The 15,281-nt window shown below is 59.2% G+C and carries 14 protein-coding genes (1 of these 14 only partly in view); 5 read left to right on the plus strand and 9 right to left on the minus strand.

Translation table 11 applies throughout. The annotated features are described in order from the left end of the window. Window positions 1-9 precede the first annotated feature (9 nt). Complete coding sequence (locus RPE78_RS06290; RefSeq protein WP_339108653.1) at window positions 10-1,293, minus strand: SpoIIE family protein phosphatase; 1,284 nt, start codon at window positions 1,291-1,293, stop codon at window positions 10-12. Window positions 1,294-1,448: 155 nt separating this feature from the next. On the opposite strand from RPE78_RS06290, the gene RPE78_RS06295 reads away from it, so the two are divergent. Beyond that, the gene (locus RPE78_RS06295; RefSeq protein WP_339108654.1) at window positions 1,449-1,778 is read left to right on the plus strand and encodes an Hpt domain-containing protein; all 330 of its coding nucleotides are present in this window, start codon (window positions 1,449-1,451) and stop codon (window positions 1,776-1,778) included. A 47-nt stretch (window positions 1,779-1,825) separates the two neighbouring features. On the opposite strand, the gene ilvA is transcribed toward RPE78_RS06295, so the two are convergent. Both ilvA and RPE78_RS06305 read right to left on the minus strand, forming a co-directional pair. Next, entirely contained in the window at window positions 1,826-3,073 is a 1,248-nt protein-coding gene (ilvA, locus tag RPE78_RS06300; protein WP_406721533.1) for a threonine ammonia-lyase IlvA, read from the minus strand. A gap of 36 nt (window positions 3,074-3,109) precedes the next feature. Next, entirely contained in the window at window positions 3,110-3,853 is a 744-nt protein-coding gene (locus tag RPE78_RS06305) for a hypothetical protein (RefSeq protein WP_406721534.1), read from the minus strand. Between the two features lie 167 nt (window positions 3,854-4,020). Between RPE78_RS06305 and RPE78_RS06310 the strand changes: the two genes are divergently transcribed. Together RPE78_RS06310 and mog are read left to right on the plus strand one after the other, a co-directional pair. Next, window positions 4,021-5,250 carry an argininosuccinate synthase gene (locus RPE78_RS06310; RefSeq protein WP_406721535.1) on the plus strand — a complete coding sequence of 410 codons (1,230 nt, stop codon included), beginning with the start codon at window positions 4,021-4,023 and terminating at the stop codon, window positions 5,248-5,250. Continuing rightward, window positions 5,247-5,783: a molybdopterin adenylyltransferase gene (gene mog, locus RPE78_RS06315; protein WP_406721536.1), complete on the plus strand. Its 537-nt coding sequence runs from the start codon at window positions 5,247-5,249 to the stop codon at window positions 5,781-5,783. The genes RPE78_RS06310 and mog overlap by 4 nt, the downstream gene beginning before the upstream one ends. Here mog and queC read toward each other — a convergent pair whose 3' ends face one another. The 4 genes from queC to RPE78_RS06335 form a co-directional block, all read right to left on the minus strand. Beyond that, window positions 5,784-6,479, minus strand: a complete 696-nt coding sequence (gene queC, locus RPE78_RS06320) for a 7-cyano-7-deazaguanine synthase QueC (protein ID WP_339108659.1) — start codon at window positions 6,477-6,479, stop codon at window positions 5,784-5,786. Window positions 6,480-6,574: 95 nt separating this feature from the next. After that, complete coding sequence (locus RPE78_RS06325) at window positions 6,575-7,630, minus strand: AI-2E family transporter (RefSeq protein WP_339108660.1); 1,056 nt, start codon at window positions 7,628-7,630, stop codon at window positions 6,575-6,577. Between the two features lie 148 nt (window positions 7,631-7,778). After that, the gene (locus RPE78_RS06330) at window positions 7,779-8,717 is read right to left on the minus strand and encodes a hypothetical protein (RefSeq protein WP_406721537.1); all 939 of its coding nucleotides are present in this window, start codon (window positions 8,715-8,717) and stop codon (window positions 7,779-7,781) included. Beyond that, on the minus strand, window positions 8,714-9,127 hold the full coding sequence (locus RPE78_RS06335; protein WP_339108662.1) for a phage holin family protein: 414 nt from the start codon (window positions 9,125-9,127) through the stop codon (window positions 8,714-8,716). Before RPE78_RS06335 ends, RPE78_RS06330 begins: the two co-directional genes overlap by 4 nt. A 318-nt stretch (window positions 9,128-9,445) precedes the next feature. Between RPE78_RS06335 and RPE78_RS06340 the strand changes: the two genes are divergently transcribed. Both RPE78_RS06340 and RPE78_RS06345 read left to right on the plus strand, forming a co-directional pair. After that, a complete protein-coding gene (locus tag RPE78_RS06340; protein ID WP_339108663.1) occupies window positions 9,446-9,619 on the plus strand; it encodes a DUF1328 domain-containing protein in 174 nt (57 codons plus the stop codon). Between the two features lie 220 nt (window positions 9,620-9,839). Further along, complete coding sequence (locus RPE78_RS06345) at window positions 9,840-11,453, plus strand: BCCT family transporter (protein WP_339108664.1); 1,614 nt, start codon at window positions 9,840-9,842, stop codon at window positions 11,451-11,453. Window positions 11,454-11,657: 204 nt separating this feature from the next. Here the strand turns inward: RPE78_RS06345 and RPE78_RS06350 are convergent, their stop codons facing one another. Both RPE78_RS06350 and RPE78_RS06355 read right to left on the minus strand, forming a co-directional pair. Then, window positions 11,658-12,059 (minus strand): response regulator, encoded by a 402-nt coding sequence (locus RPE78_RS06350; protein WP_339108665.1) that lies wholly within the window; start codon window positions 12,057-12,059, stop codon window positions 11,658-11,660. Continuing rightward, window positions 12,043-15,281: the 3' portion of a chemotaxis protein CheB gene (locus tag RPE78_RS06355; RefSeq protein ID WP_406721538.1), read on the minus strand. 187 nt of this gene lie beyond the right edge of the window; only the last 3,239 of its 3,426 coding nucleotides appear in the window; its start codon lies beyond the right edge, outside the window — the gene reads right to left on this strand; it ends in the stop codon at window positions 12,043-12,045. The genes RPE78_RS06350 and RPE78_RS06355 overlap by 17 nt, the downstream gene beginning before the upstream one ends.

The raw sequence follows: 15,281 nt of genomic DNA on the forward strand, positions 1-15,281 counted from the left end.
CGCGAAGGGTCAGTCCGCGTTCCGCTTCGCGCCGTTGAATTCGAAGAAAACGGCAGAGACATCATCTGTCAGATTGCCATCGGCGTAATTCTCGACCTCCCAGTAAAGCGCATCAAGGAAGCCGTTGCCGTTGAGATTGGAGAGCGTCTTCAGCATGCTGTCGAGCCCGTTCTCCATAAGCAACTGGCCGTCATGCGCGGTTGCTTCCGTGATGCCATCCGACATCAGAATCAACCTTTCGCCGGGTTCGAGCACGGTCGAGAACGTCTCATATTGGGCTTCCTCGATCAGCCCCACAGGCAGGCCGCCCTGTCCCAGAAGCTCTATCGTGCCATCAATGCGTTGCTTGACGGGATGTGGATGCCCGCCCTGCACCATCAGAACCTCGCCCGAGACCAGATCCACATCGGCATAGACCATCGTGAAATAGCTCTCGGTCTGCATTTCATCCAGAACGAGTTTGTTGAGATAGGTCGCCAGCTCGCCCGGGTCCATGCCTTCGTAGATCCCGAAATCCGAGAGGACCAAGGCGATGTTCTGATCGGGCGAAGAGCCCGAAAGATACCCCGCAAGCCGCGCGGTCATCAGGGCCGATGTAATACCGTGGCCAGAGACGTCGATGCCATAAAGCCCGACACGCCGCGCATTGATCGGGAAAAAGCCCACAAGATCACCGCCCACCTGACCGCAGGGCCGGAGCATGAGCGTTACCTCCGAGCTGCCGAAGCTCCGGTATCTTTCTTTGACAAGGCTTTGCTGGAGCTGCCGTGCCTCGGACAGATCGCGCCGAATACCTTCATGTACGGTTTTCAGCTCATCCAGCGTCGAACTCAGAAGCTGGTTCTTTCGCGTCAGTTCGCGCTCCATACGCAAGATCCGGTCACCGGCCTGCAGGCGCGCGCGCAACTCGTTGCCGTTGACCGGCTTGGCCAGAAAATCATCGGCCCCGCTTTGCAGGCCCAGTGCCACTTCGGCTTTTTCCGATTTGGATGTCAGCAGAATGAAATAGCCATAACCTGCCCGTGGCATTTCACGGAATTTACGGCAGAATTCCACACCGGACATGCCGGTCATCATCCAGTCGGAGATGACGATATCCGGCTCGAACTGCTGGCAAATCTCAAGCGCCTCTTCGGCAGAGGCGGCTTCGGTGACATCATAGCCGGACCGTGAAAGCTGCGCCGATAGAATACGACGCTGCATTTTGCTGTCATCGACAACAAGCACGCTGCGGCGCGCATTCTCGTCCGGCGTTTGGGTGGCCGGCGAAAGCTTATACAGAGGATCCTGCAAGCCGATTCCGCTCCTCGTGACACTACTGATGGCCATCTTTGGCGCAGCCACTCTTAATTTGGCGTAAATCCCAGTAAGTTTCCGCGCTTAAGTTTTTGGCAAGTTTTCTTGCCTAGCCTTGTCGCTGGTGGTGTTGCCCTTTGGTGGAGGTTCAGATGATCGATTGGGATCGGGTTGCCGAGTTGCAATCCGAAATTGGGGCAGATGGCTTCGGTGAAGTCGTCGAGCTCTTTATGGACGAAGTCGAGGGTGTGGTCATGCGTTTGGGGACCCGTCCCGAAAAGCTGGAAGAAGATTTGCACTTCCTCAAAGGCTCTGCGTGGAATCTCGGCTTCCGTGCTTTTGGCGTGATGTGCCAAGAGGGCGAACGGCTTTCTGCGGCAGGCCGGTCGTCCGAAGTGGATGTCTCCGCGATTCTCGATATCTATGCGGCGTCCAAAAAAGATTTCATGGCCCGCGTGGGCGAGTTCCTCAGCGCGGCCTGATATCGTCAGCCCCCCACCAATCAGCGGATCGGTGGGGGGTGTTCGCGTCAGATCAGAAACTCGGCCAAAATGGCATCTTCTGTAATGTCGCGATATGTAAAGCCGGCCTGATCAAGCTGCTGGGTCAATTTGCCGAAGCTCGTCGGATCGCGCGTTTCGATGCCAATCAGCACCGAACCGAAATTGCGGGCCGATTTCTTCAGATATTCGAAGCGGGCGATATCGTCCTGCGGACCAAGCATCTGCAGAAAATCTTTGAGCGCGCCCGGACGTTGCGGCATACGCAGAATGAAATATTTCTTCAGTCCCGAATAGCGCTGCGCCCGTTCCTTGACATCGGGCAGACGTTCAAAGTCGAAATTCCCTCCGGAAACGATACAGACCACAGTCTTGCCGGCAATTTCGTCGCGCATGTCCTGTAGCATGTCGATCGACATCGCCCCCGCAGGTTCCAACACGATGCCTTCGACATTTAGAAGCTCCAGCATGGTTCGGCAGATCCGGTTTTCAGGCGCGCCGAACACATGATCTGCGGGGACGTCGCGCAGGGCTTCGAAAGGGGCCTGGCCAATCCGCGCCACAGCCGCGCCGTCTACGAAACTGTCGACATGGGGCAGGGTGACCAGTTCACCGGCTTCCAAGGCGGCATGGAGGCTCCGCCCGCCCATAGGTTCGACATAGCGGAATTGCGTTTTGGGGCTGGCGGCCCCGAGATAGCGCGTGACACCGGCTGACAGCCCGCCGCCGCCCACCGGAATGGTGACGAAATCTGGCGCGCGCCCAAGCTGGTCCAGCAGTTCCACGGCCACGGTCGCCTGACCTTCGATCACATCGCTATTGTCGAAAGGCGCCAAGAAATGCGCGCCTGCCTCTGCACAGAAAGCTTGGCTGGCCGCCAGAGTGTCGTCGAAATAATCCCCCGTCAGCACGATCTCGACGTTATCGCCGCCAAAGCTGCGGGTTTTATCGATCTTCTGCTGCGGCGTTGTCACCGGCATGAAAATCGTGCCCCTGACCCCGAAGTGCCGGCAGGCATAGGCCAGACCCTGCGCATGGTTGCCCGCGCTGGCGCAAACGAAATGATCCGCGCTCGGGTCGGCCAAGCGCAGTTTGCGCATCGCGGTGAAGGCTCCGCGCAGCTTGTAGCTGCGCACGGGCGTCAGATCTTCACGCTTGAGCCAGATATCCGCCCCGTAGCGCTCGGACAGGAAGTCGTTCCGCAGCAGGGGCGTCGGCTCGAAAAGGTCGCGCAGCGCGCGGGCGGAGGCTTGGGCGTTCAGGGCAAAATCTGTCATGGCTCATGGAATACGCATGGTTGAAAAAGGCGCAAGTCAAATAACGCGATTGCGCAGGCAGAGCTGTTGATAGGCGGCCGTCGTCACTGCAAGGAAGAGAATGGTCGAGCAACCGATGGTAAGGTTGTAAAGCAAAATATGGAGAACCAATGCAATCTCATCCGGAAGCGCCACTGTCAGGAGCGCCAATAGACTCATCGGGATAGCCAGAAAATTATTGGCAAGTGCAAGGGTTAGAGCAAGGCCGATCATCAGAAAGGGTGTGCGCTTCATGATCTGTATGCCCGCCAAGAGGGAGTGATCGGTTTTGCCGATTGCTCTGCCAGCTAGTGGAATGAAAAGGGCAAAGATCACGCCACTTACAGCCAGAATGAGGCAAAAGGTCAGTGGAAAGCCAATTGGCGTTCGAATCGTGCCCATGCCGAGGAGTACAGTGACAGCTACGAAAGCAGCAGAGGTCAGGGTAAGGGTGATGACCCTCCCACATTGTGCCAGCACATCCTTTCGGCGTGGTTGTGACATGACCACCCCTTCCAGAGCCAGTTTTGGCAGTGCAAGCGAAACATGAGTATAGGCCAGAAGTAAAAGGACAATCGTATAAAAGCCCGCCATATACTGGGCGGTCAGGCTGGCTGGTTCAGAGCCGTGCGGGAGGTAGAAGATCGTCTCACTGATCACGGCTATCAGACAAAGAATAGCCGGCCATTTGAGGATGGATCTGTAGTTGCGATAGAGGTTTGCAAGGAAGTGCAGCGACAATTTCAGGATCGATATATACATGAACGAGCTTCTTGGCAGATAAAATTTCAGGGGCGCTTTAGTCGATTGGATATTGGGTAGGCCGGATCCGGATCACAGAATGAAACGCGCTAAAAGCCATCGGCCCCTTGTAGCACAGAAAAAAACGCTCTATCCCCACGTCAAAATCTGTTCCTCGGGAGATGTCAATGTCCGCGCCCAAGAAAGTCGTGCTCGCCTATTCCGGCGGCCTCGATACCTCGATCATCCTCAAATGGCTGCAAACCGAATATGGCTGTGAGGTCGTCACCTTCACCGCCGATCTGGGGCAGGGCGAAGAGCTGGACCCCGCACGCAAGAAGGCCGAGATGCTGGGCATCAAGCCGGAAAACATCTTCATCGAAGACGTGCGCGAAGAATTCGTGCGTGATTTCGTCTTCCCGATGTTCCGCGCCAATGCCGTTTACGAAGGTCTCTACCTGCTGGGTACCTCGATCGCGCGTCCGCTGATCTCCAAGCGTCTGGTGGAAATCGCCAAGGCAACCGGCGCCGATGCCGTGGCGCATGGCGCGACGGGCAAGGGCAACGATCAGGTCCGTTTCGAGCTGGCCGCCTATGCGCTTGATCCCTCGATCAAGGTGATCGCGCCTTGGCGTGAATGGGACCTGCATTCGCGGACCGCACTTCTGGACTTCGCCGAGAAGAACCAGATCCCGATTGCCAAAGACAAGCGTGGCGAGGCCCCCTTCTCGGTGGATGCGAACCTGCTGCACACCTCTTCCGAGGGCAAGGTTCTGGAAAATCCGGGCGATATGGCGCCCGATTACGTCTACCAGCGCACCGATGATCCGGTTCTCGACGCGCCGAACGAGCCGGAATATATCGAGATCGGGTTCGAGAAGGGCGATGCCGTCTCGATCAATGGCGAGGCGATGAGCCCGGCTTCGATCCTGACCAAGCTCAACGAGCTGGGCAAGAAACACGGCATCGGTCGTCTGGACTTCGTGGAAAACCGCTTTGTCGGTATGAAATCGCGCGGCGTCTACGAGACCCCCGGCGGCACCATCCTGCTGGAAGCGCACCGCGGCATCGAGCAGATCACGCTGGATTCTGGCGCGGGCCACCTGAAGGATTCGATCATGCCGCGCTATGCCGAGCTGATCTATAACGGCTTCTGGTTCTCGCCCGAGCGTGAGGCGCTGCAGGCGCTGATCGACAAGACGCAGGAATATGTCACCGGCACCGTGAAGCTGATGCTGTTCAAGGGCGCGGCCCGCACCGTGGCGCGCTGGTCGGAGTATTCGCTCTATTCCGAGAAGCACGTGACCTTCGAGGAAGATGCAGGCGCCTATGACCAGAAGGACGCGGCGGGCTTCATCAACCTGAACGCTCTGCGTCTGAAGCTGATCGCGACCCGCAACGCACGCGTGGCAAAATGAGCAAATCGCAGCCCCATGCCGCCATCGTCACCGTTTCCGACCGCGCCTTTGCGGGGGAATATGAAGACAAGGGCGGTCCGGGCTGCGAAGACTGGCTTGGCGGCGTGGTGACCTCGCCGCTAAGCATCTCGCGCCATATCATCCCCGACGGGCGCGAAAGCGTGGCCGAAAAGCTGCGCGAATTGGTGGGCCAAGAGGCCGATCTGATCCTTGTCACCGGCGGCACCGGCCCTGCGCCCCGCGACCAGACGCCCGAGGGCGTGGCCGATGTGATGGAGAAAGAGCTGTTGGGGTTTGGCGAGGAAATGCGCCGTGCCTCGCTGGAAGAGGTGCCCACGGCCATTCTGTCGCGCCAGACTGCGGGCATTGCAGGGAAATCGCTGATCATCACGCTGCCGGGCAAGCCCTCGGCCATTGCGACCTGCCTCAACCGCGTTTTCGCCGCTGTGCCCTATTGCCTTGATCTGATCGGGGCAGGGTATATCGAGACAGACCCCGCCAAGATCAAAGCCTTCCGCCCGAAGGCGAAGTAATCAGCGCGCTTTTTCCACCGCAGCTTTCCAGAAATCCGGATCGTCATAGACGGTAGGATCAGTCACGCCCGCCAGATCGAAGGCCTCGCGCCGCTCGACGCAGGTGCCGCAGCGCCCGCAGTGGTTTTCCCCGCCCTTATAGCACGACCAGGTCTGGGCGAAATCCGTGCCCAGCCGTGCGCCTTCCTCGACAATCGCCGATTTCGGCACGCGGACGAAGGGCGTATAAAGAGACACATCGGCATAACCATCGAGCGCCTGTTTCTGCATCGCCTCGAAGGCCTCGGTAAAGGCGGGGCGGCAGTCGGGATAGATGAAATGGTCGCCGCCATGCACCGCCGTGGCCACCGCATCGGCGCCACGGGCCGCCGCAATCCCGAAAGCGATGGTCAGCATGATCGCGTTACGGTTCGGGACGACGGTGATGCGCATCGTCTCTTCGGCATAATGGCCATCGGGCACATCCACATCATCGGTCAGCGCCGATCCGGTCAGCGCAGCGCCAATGCCGCGCATATCGATGATGTCATGTTTGACGCCAAGACGCTGGGCCGCGCGGGCGGCGAAATCCAGTTCCTTGCGGTGACGCTGGCCGTAGTCAAAGGACACCAGCCCGACAAGGCTGTGTTCGGCGGCGATCTTATCGGCCAGAGTGACGGAATCGAGGCCGCCGGAACAGATGACGATGGTTTTCATGAGGGCTTCCCTGTTTTGACGCATCCGGGTGGGCTTCGACCGGAGATCAGGGTTTAGCGCGGAAGCTGCGCCAAACCAAGGGGCCTTGCGCGGTGTTATTCGGTGATCTTGGTGGCCATAAGCCGTTCCGCCTGACTTTCAGGCAGGCCATCGGCCAGCACCAGCCCCCATAGCAGAAGCGGAATCGCCACAATCCCGCCTACCGGTCCCCAGAGCCAGATCCCGAAGATCAGCGAGAGAAAGACCAGCAGCGGATTCAGGCGCATATGTTTGCCAACGAGTGCAGGCGTCACAAACTGGCCCTCCATCGCGTTCAGGCTAGCGTAAAGGATTGCGGGCAGAAGTGAATAGAAGCCGTCGAAGGCCGCGACGCCTGCAAAGACCAAGGCCACGATCAGACAGGCCGGACCGATATAGAGCACGAAGTTGATAAGAAACGCGACAAGCCCCCAGAGCATCGCACCGGGCATGCCAAGCGCAGTCAGAACAAGCCCTGTTGCCAGTCCCAGCCCCGCATTGATCAGGGTAATGGTCAGGAAGTAACGCGACACCTTGCGTTCTGCCGCGCGCAGACGTTTGGCCGTTGTTGCGCGGTCCGCCGGTTCCGACAGATGGCGCGCGACCCAAGCGTAGACTTCGCTGCGGGTCAGCAGAAAAAAGAAGAGCGTGCCGATAAACACCAGAAACTGTGCGAACATCGAAGGGGCTAGCATCAGCGCATCCGAGAGCGTCGGCATTTGCACCCCGCCACCATCTTCTCCGGTCTTGGCCGCAGAATCGCTGACCGCTTCCTGAATGCGGTCGCTCATGGAGTTGAGATTGGAGATGGCGCTTTTATAGCTGTCGATGGTCGAGCGCATATCCTGCCAGACCTTCGGGGCCTGATCCACGATCTGATAGACCAGAGGCTGGAAAATCAGGACAATCATCGCCACGATCAGCAATGAGAAGATTAGCGAAGTCAGCGCCCCCCAGACGGGCGAGAACCCCATTTTCTCCCATGTGTCGGAAACGGGTGAAAGAACGATGCCCGCGACCAGTGCAAGGATCATCGGGGCAAAGATGCTTTCCACCTGTACGAGCGCGAAGACAACGCCGACCGCCCCTAAAAAGATGACGGCAATACGTGACAGGGTCTCTAGGCGACTCATGAAAGATATCCTCTGTTTCGCGCCCAACGTCTGAATTTTCGCCTTTGTTCCTGCGGAAGGCATAAATTTCACAACAGGTTATTCGGATTTCAGAAAATCAAAAAAGCCGGAGTTTCCTCCGGCTTTCCTGCATGCATTTCTCTGTCGCTTAATGCGCCACACCATTGGCCTGAAGATGGCTGCGCAGGTTTTTCACCGAAGCGCTGGCCTCTTTGGAGAATTCTTCCGCAAGACGGTCTCCAAGGTCCGACCCTTCCTTCTCGGCGCTGCGCGCAACGTCGCGCGCGGCATCAAGCGCTTCTTTCTTCACGCGGGCCGCAAGCTCTTCGGCGCGTTTTTTCTCTTCGCGATAGAACGACATCGCCTCTTCCTTGGCGCGGTCGATATAGGGGCCTGCTGCCGTATTGCGCAGCTTTTCCTTGGGCATTGCGGCAAGAACGGCAGCGCCCACGGCAAGGCCCAGCACCGCGATGACCACCGGATGGTCGGACACGAACTGGCGCGTCTCGGTTGCGGCGCGGGTGCCGTATTCCTGCGCCTTGAGCTTGGCGGCATAAGCGCGCTCGCGGGCTTCGATCACATGTTTGCGGGCCTCCGCAGACAGGTCTTCGAGATCCTTGGACAGTTTCGTGCGCACATCGCCCGAGAATTTCGAGATCATATCGGCGCGTTCCTTTACGAAATCGCGGCCCGATTGGGCATTGTCCTCGGCTTCGCTTTCCAGTTCGCGCAGACGCAGCGTGGCGCTGGCCCGCAGGCGGTCGATCTCTTCCGACCAGTCATTGGCCGCGCTTTCGGCTGCCGCTGCAACAGAGCCGGTTTCCGCAGTTTCCGCACCGTTTTTGCGGCCTAGAAGAAACCATGCCAGACCTGCGCCCGCCAAGGCAAAGGCCACCGGATTCTCGCGGATGGTCGCTTCGGCGCGTTTGGCATAGGGGGTCGCGTTTTCACGAATGAAGTCAGACACATGCTCGGCCAGAAGACCCGGTGCAACGCGGCCCGTCAAATCGGCCAGCGTACCGGCCAGATCGGCCTTGTCTTTGTTCAGGCGGTTTTCGATTTCCTTGATGGTGGCTTTCTCGCTCATTTCAGGCTCTCCTTGAGATTCTGCAGATCGGCAGAGATTTTGGTGATGATTGTTTGCGGGGTCGCCGCAGCACGGCGCAGCAGCACAAAGGCCCGCAGCGCCAGAAGTCCCCCAAGAAGCATCAATAGAACGGTGGTGATCAGGGCCGCCCAGACGGGGGCAAGCCCCGCAGCCTGAAGCGCATAGACCAGCGTTTGCGAAAGGGCCGCAAGCAGGGCGATAGCCGTTGCAAGGGCGATACCCAGACATACTGCCGCAACACGTAGATTGGCCCCCGCCTGCGCGATCTCGGCACGGGCAAAGGCCATCTCATCCCGCCCGAGTTGACGGCCCTTTTCAAAGGCACGCAGCGCCGTATCGGTCAGGCCGGTGTCGGGGCTGGTCGTATGTTCGGGGTGATGTTCGTTCATAACTTACTCTTTGGTCGTCTTGGGGGCGAGGCGAAGTCGGCTGACCCGCATCTGGCAGCTAAACGCCCGATCTCGGGGAAGGTTCCCAAGGCGCGACGGGGGCTGCGTCTTTTTGTCGGGCCTCGCGCGGTTGGGAAAAGTCGAGAAAAGCGGGAACGGGCCGAAATCTGGCAGCTGGAGCGGGCGCGCGCAAACGCCGCTCGGGGCGTTCGGGTTCCCATTGGATTTTGCAATCTTTTCGCGGAACCTCCGAGCAAAATGCAACGTTGACCTGCCAGAACGCAAGATGATTGCCAGAAACAACCGATGGAGGTTCCTATGCTTGGCTGGGCTCTTACATTTCTTATTATCGCACTGATCGCCGCCGCTCTTGGTTTCGGGGGCATTGCCGGTGCATCCGCAGGGATCGCGCAGATCCTGTTCGTGATCTTCCTGATCCTGTTCGTGGTGGCTATGGTGGCCCGCGCGATCCGCGGCAAACCGCCGGTCTGATCGGAACGAAATACGCATAATGCAAAAAGGCCGCATCTCTACAGGTGCGGCCTTTTTCACGTGAATCGGGCCTGCAACCGGTCCTTGGTTGGGTTTTTGCGAAAATTGCTCTAGGTAATGACCCGCCCTGATCGGGATTTCTCCCGATCACGAACGACGACGTTCAAGAAACGCAATGCTTGGGTGGCACGTCCCCCGAGCCCGAAACAGGGAGAACGACGTGCATTCACTTGTGCGCAAACTCGGTTTGCGAACCGATCCTTATATCTTTTTCATCTCGGCACTCTTCATGGTTGCCTTTGTCATCCTGCTGGTGATCGCGCCGGGTCCGATTGGCGATGCCTTCGCTGCCGGACGCGAATGGATCACCGTCAATCTTGGCTGGTTTTTCATCCTCGGCGTCAATGTCTGGCTGGGATTTCTGATCTGGGCGGCAATGTCGCGTCATGGTCATATCCGGCTGGGGCCGCGCGATTCCCGTCCCGAATATTCCAATCTGAGCTGGTTCACGATGCTGTTTGCCGGTGGAATCGGCACCGTGCTGATGTTCTGGGGCGTGGCCGAACCGATCAGCCATTTCTCGAAACCACCGTTGCCGGGGGTCGAACCCTATAGCACGCAGGCCGCGCAGGACGCGATGTCGATTGCGATCTACCATCTGGGCCTGCACACTTGGACGATTTTCACACTTCCCGGTCTGGCCTTCGCCTATTTCATCAATCGCTACGACCTGCCGATCCGTGTCAGTTCCGTGTTCTATCCCCTTCTGAAAGAGCGGATTTACGGCCCTTGGGGGAAGGCGATCGATATTGCTGCGATCCTCGGGACGCTCTTTGGCGTGGCGGTCTCGCTAGGGCTGGGGTCCAGCCAGATCGCGGCGGGGCTGTCGGCCCTGTTCGGGCTGCGCGATGACACGGTGCTCAAGGTGATCATTCTGACTGTCCTGACAGGGGTCGCCGTTGGCTCGATCACCGCAGGGCTCGATAAGGGGGTGAAGTTCCTCTCGAACCTCAATATCGGTATGGCCGTGGCGCTGATGGTGTTTGTGCTGGTGACCGGCTCGACGCTGTTCCTGCTGCGTGGCGTGGTGGAAACCTTCGGGCTGTATTTCGAAAATCTGCCGCGTCTGGCCTTCTGGAACGACATGCTGGCCGATGAGAATCCCGCAACTCCGAGCTGGGGCTGGCAGGGAAGCTGGACTGTCTTCTATTGGGCATGGACAGTGACCTGGTCGCCCTTCATCGGACTGTTCGTCGCGCGGATCTCGCGTGGGCGCACGATCCGCGAATTCGTTTTCGGTGTGCTGGCCGCCCCTTCGCTTTTCACCTTGATCTGGTTTGCGATCTTTGGCTGGCAGGCGATGGATTTCGACGGTATCGGCCCTGCCGCCCGTGCGGCAATGGGGGATCAGGCCGGTCAGATCAGTGCGGCTGTCGCCCAAAGCGTGCCCTTGGCGATGTTCGCCTTTTTCGAGCACTTCCCGTGGGCCGGTTTTTTACAGGGCTTCGGCGTGGTGATCGTGGCGATCTTTTTTGCCACCTCGGCGGATTCGGCCTCTTTGGTGGTGGACATGCTGTGCACCGGCACCCCCGAGCCGGGGCCTGTGCCGCAGCGTGTGTTCTGGGGGGTCGCGCAGGGGCTGGTGGCCGTTATGCTGATCGTTCTGGCCGGTGATGCCGGTCTGACCGCGCTGCAGCAGGTTATCACCGTGGTCGGTCTGCCGATCTTCATTCTGGTCTCCATGATGATCCCGTCGCTGATCCGCGGCTTTGCGGCGGAGGATATCGACCATGTGACAATCGGCAAGCGCCCCCGACTGTCCGAATTCGACTGACACGACACCTGACACAGGAAGGGGCGCCGGACTGCGCCCCTTGCCCGTTTGCAGTGTTCCAGAAGCTATCCCGTATGGCACAGCGGCCCGACAGTGCGCCCGCACGGGGCATTGCAAATGAAAAAGACCCGCTCGAAATGAAAAAGACCCGCAAGGGGTCTTTGTTTCATGAAGAGCACCCGGTCGGGCGGCTATGCGGCCGGCTTACTCGGCGAGGTCGGGCTCTTGTTCGCCGTCCAGAAAATGGCGTAGCGCCTCTTCCAGCTGATGCCCCCAGACAGGTTTTTCACAGAAAATGGCACCGGGGAAGCGCGTCTCGATTTCTTCGGCGCGGCTGTGACCGGATTGAAAGACCAGACTGGTGCCGCATTCCTGTAGGCGCTTGGCCAGAGGGAACACCTCGCCATCGCGCAACTGTACGTCAAGGATCGCCACATCCGGGCGCTCCTTGATGATCATTGTCCGTGCCTCCGAGCGGGAGGCGCAGGGGCCTATTACCCGATAGCCCATATCCCCGACCATCATCTCGAGATCCATTGCGACAATGGGCTCGTCTTCGCAGATCAGGACAGTTTTTTGTACATGCTCGTTAGTCTGACAGCCCATAGCTTAGCCTAGTGGTTCGTTTCTCTTCGCTCGTTTCGACCTCGATATCGCCGTGGAGTTGCGCGGCGGAAAGTTTGATCAGGGTCGATCCGAACCCGCTTCCAATCGTCGATTCACCAGGGATAACGCGGTTGGAATAGAGTTCGTTCCATTCAAGAATCAATTTGTTTTTGGGCGCAACCGTCCAGCTTACCTGAAGTGTGCCTTCCGTTGGTCCCAGAACCCCATATTTCGCGGCATTGGTTGCTAATTCGTGGAAAAGCAGGGACAGGGCGTTGATTTCTTTCGTCTGGACATAGACCTCCGGACCGTCAATCCGGATTTCGGCCTGTTTCTCGTAGGGCTCCAGCGCCACTTTCACCACTTCGCGCAGCATCAGGCCGCGACCGGTATCTCCCGACTGGGTCAGCGAATGCGACCGTGCAAGGGCGGCGATGCGCTGTTCCAGCTCGGTGGTGAATTCCTTGACCGAGCCTGCCTTGCGCCCCGCGATGCGCGTCATTCCCGAAATGATGGAGAACATGTTTTTTACGCGGTGGTTCATTTCCCGCAGCATGGTCTCGCGGATCTGCATCGCCTCTTGCGCATCGGTCACATCGAAGATCACCCCGACACGGCGGCCCAGAGCGTCATGCGACAGGCGGCGCCCGACGATTTTCAGCGTGGGTGGCGAGAGGTCCTTGGTGTCCAGACGGATCGCGATATCCATATTGCCTTCGGGGCCAGCCATCTGCCGCAGGCCGTCGCGCAGGATCTCGCGGTCGTCGCGCAAAACATGGCGCAGCAGGGTGCGGGGCTTCGACAGATCGTCGTTTTCGTCAAGCCGGAACAGTGACCGGCAACGCGCGTCCATATCCAGCGTATTGGCGCGGCGGTCATATTCCCAGACACCCAGCCCCGCGACCTCAAGGGCCAGCTTCAGCCGCTCGCCCTCGCGGGCCAGTTCCTGTTCCAGCGTCAGGGCCTGCGAGATATCGGTGAAAACCAGCGTTGCGCCGTCAATCTCGCCGCTGCGGATACGGTAGGGGTTGATCACCAAAGACCATGTCTTGTCGCTTTCGCGCTGGGTGATGGTCAGTTGCTGGACCTGCTGACGGGCAATCACCTGCCGTGTCGCCTCGAAAATCTCGGTGTTTTCGTTGAGATAGCTTGTCACATCGGTCAGCGGACGTCCGCGATCGCCGTGGCGGAACGGATAGAGCGTCAGGATAGATTCCGTGTAATTGCGGATATGCAGGCGCTGGTCCACCACGATCAGGGGCAGGGCGGTGGAGGCGAAGAAGTTCTGCAAATCGGCATTGGCCACGGACAGCTCTTCGATCTTGTTCTTCAACTCGTCATTGACGGTCGAGAGCTCCTCGTTTGTCGATTGCAGCTCCTCGTTCATCGACATCATTTCTTCATTCGAGCTTTTCAGCTCTTCATTGGCGGTCTCGAGCTCCTCGACGGTGGTGTGCAGGCGGGCGCGGGTTGCGCGAAGCTCTTCCTCAAGACTTTGCACATGGCTGTCCGAAGGTTCGACCTCGTCGAAATCGTGATCCTCGATCGGTGTGAACCGCGCCGCATCGCGGAACACCAGCAGGATCGACCGGTCCGGCAGGGGCTCGGCCAGCAGCTCCAGTTTCTGGACGCCGAATTCGGAATGCGCGGACAGGTCGCGATTGACCGATTTGCGCCCGGTCTCGGCCACATGGCGGATCGCGGCCGAAATGGCTTCCTTCAGGCCGGGGCGGGCCACCGACTGCGCATGGCGCACATGGGTATCAAGCAGATCGATATCGAGATATTTGCTCAGCTTGCCGCTGGTCTTCAGGATCTTGCCCGAACGGTCCACCACCATTGCAGGGTTGGCATAGGCGTTCAGCAGCCGCGCTTCGGCCTCTGTGGTGCTGGTGCGCGGCATATTGGGGCTGTCATCCTTCTCGCCCAGGTGGATCCGGCTGGTCTGCTGTTGATCGGCCTGTCCCTTGATCAGCAGCGGATAGGACGAACGGCTGTCGTCGCGGGTGAAAATCCGCGCGGAGGCCGCCGTGGGGATGAAATGCTTGTCATACTGGCCCACCGTTTCTGACGGACCCAGAAACAATGTGCCCCCCGGACGCAGCGCGAAATGGAAGATCGGCATCACCTCTGCCTGCAACTTGTCGCCGAAATAGATCAGCAGATTGCGGCAGGAGAGCAGGTCGATATTCGAGAATGGCGGATCGCGCACAACGCTATGCAGGGAAAACCGCACACGGTCGCGCAGATGCGAGACAATCTGGAATTTCCCGTCACGCCCGACGGTATAAAGGTCGCGGAACGGTTCGGGGATGTCGGCCAGCGCGGCCTGCGGATAGGTGCCCTGACGCGCGATACGCAGCATCTGTTCGTCGATATCGGTGGCAAAGATCTGTAATTGCTGATGATGGCCGACACGCTGCTGCGCATCATGGAACAGCATGGCCATCGAATAGGCCTCTTCGCCGCTGGAACAGCCGGGGATCCAGACGCGGATCTCGTCGCGTGTGCTTTCCTGAACCAGAGGCTCGATCACCCGCTGGCGCAGGGCTTCGAACTGCTCGGGGTCGCGGAAGAAGCGGGTGACGTTGATCAGCAGCTCGCGGAACAGCTTGTCGCATTCGTTCGCGTCCACCCGCAGGCGGCGCAGGTAGTCAAGCGCATCGCTCAGCCCCAGAACACGGATGCGGCGCTCGATCCGGCGGGTCAGTGTCGAGATCTTGTAGAGCGCGAAATCATGCCCCGATGTTTTGCGGACGACAGCACAGATATCGGGCACCATCGCTTCGATGGACTGGCCCAGCTGGACATCGTCCAGTTGCAGCGAACTGTGGGAATAGAACTGGCTTATGGTCTCGATGATCCGGCCCGGCGCGCGGATGAAATCGACAAGCCCCGTCGCCTTGGCCGACATCGGCATGCCATCATAGCGCGCGGTTTCGGGGTCCTGCGCAACGCACAGCCCGCCGAATTCCTTGATGGCGCGCAAACCGGCGCTGCCATCGGCCCCCGTGCCGGACAGGATGACACAGGCCGCATAGCGCCCCTGATCGCGTGCGAGGCTTTCAAAGAAATCGTCGATCGGACGGCGCAACCCGCGGGGCTGCTCGAAATCGGTCAGATGCAACACGCGGTTCTCGACCGAGAGCCCGTGTCCCGGTGGGATGATATAGACGCGTCCGCGTTCGATCCGCACCCCATCGGTGGCTTGGGTCACCTGCA

Origin of the sequence: Thioclava litoralis (assembly GCF_045278885.1) — a bacterium.
Taxonomy (GTDB): Bacteria; Pseudomonadota; Alphaproteobacteria; order Rhodobacterales; family Rhodobacteraceae; genus Thioclava; species Thioclava litoralis.

What these genes read in the sequence shown, in the direction of transcription:
- mog (WP_406721536.1), top strand. Translation starts at nt 5,247, where the DNA reads ATGAGCAAATCGCAGCCCCATGCCGCCATCGTCACCGTTTCCGACCGC.
- RPE78_RS06335 (WP_339108662.1), bottom strand. Translation starts at nt 9,127, where the DNA reads ATGAACGAACATCACCCCGAACATACGACCAGCCCCGACACCGGCCTG.
- RPE78_RS06305 (WP_406721534.1), bottom strand. Translation starts at nt 3,853, where the DNA reads ATGTATATATCGATCCTGAAATTGTCGCTGCACTTCCTTGCAAACCTC.
- RPE78_RS06350 (WP_339108665.1), bottom strand. Translation starts at nt 12,059, where the DNA reads ATGGGCTGTCAGACTAACGAGCATGTACAAAAAACTGTCCTGATCTGC.
- queC (WP_339108659.1), bottom strand. Translation starts at nt 6,479, where the DNA reads ATGAAAACCATCGTCATCTGTTCCGGCGGCCTCGATTCCGTCACTCTG.
- RPE78_RS06295 (WP_339108654.1), top strand. Translation starts at nt 1,449, where the DNA reads ATGATCGATTGGGATCGGGTTGCCGAGTTGCAATCCGAAATTGGGGCA.
- RPE78_RS06325 (WP_339108660.1), bottom strand. Translation starts at nt 7,630, where the DNA reads ATGAGTCGCCTAGAGACCCTGTCACGTATTGCCGTCATCTTTTTAGGG.
- RPE78_RS06340 (WP_339108663.1), top strand. Translation starts at nt 9,446, where the DNA reads ATGCTTGGCTGGGCTCTTACATTTCTTATTATCGCACTGATCGCCGCC.
- RPE78_RS06310 (WP_406721535.1), top strand. Translation starts at nt 4,021, where the DNA reads ATGTCCGCGCCCAAGAAAGTCGTGCTCGCCTATTCCGGCGGCCTCGAT.
- ilvA (WP_406721533.1), bottom strand. Translation starts at nt 3,073, where the DNA reads ATGACAGATTTTGCCCTGAACGCCCAAGCCTCCGCCCGCGCGCTGCGC.
- RPE78_RS06330 (WP_406721537.1), bottom strand. Translation starts at nt 8,717, where the DNA reads ATGAGCGAGAAAGCCACCATCAAGGAAATCGAAAACCGCCTGAACAAA.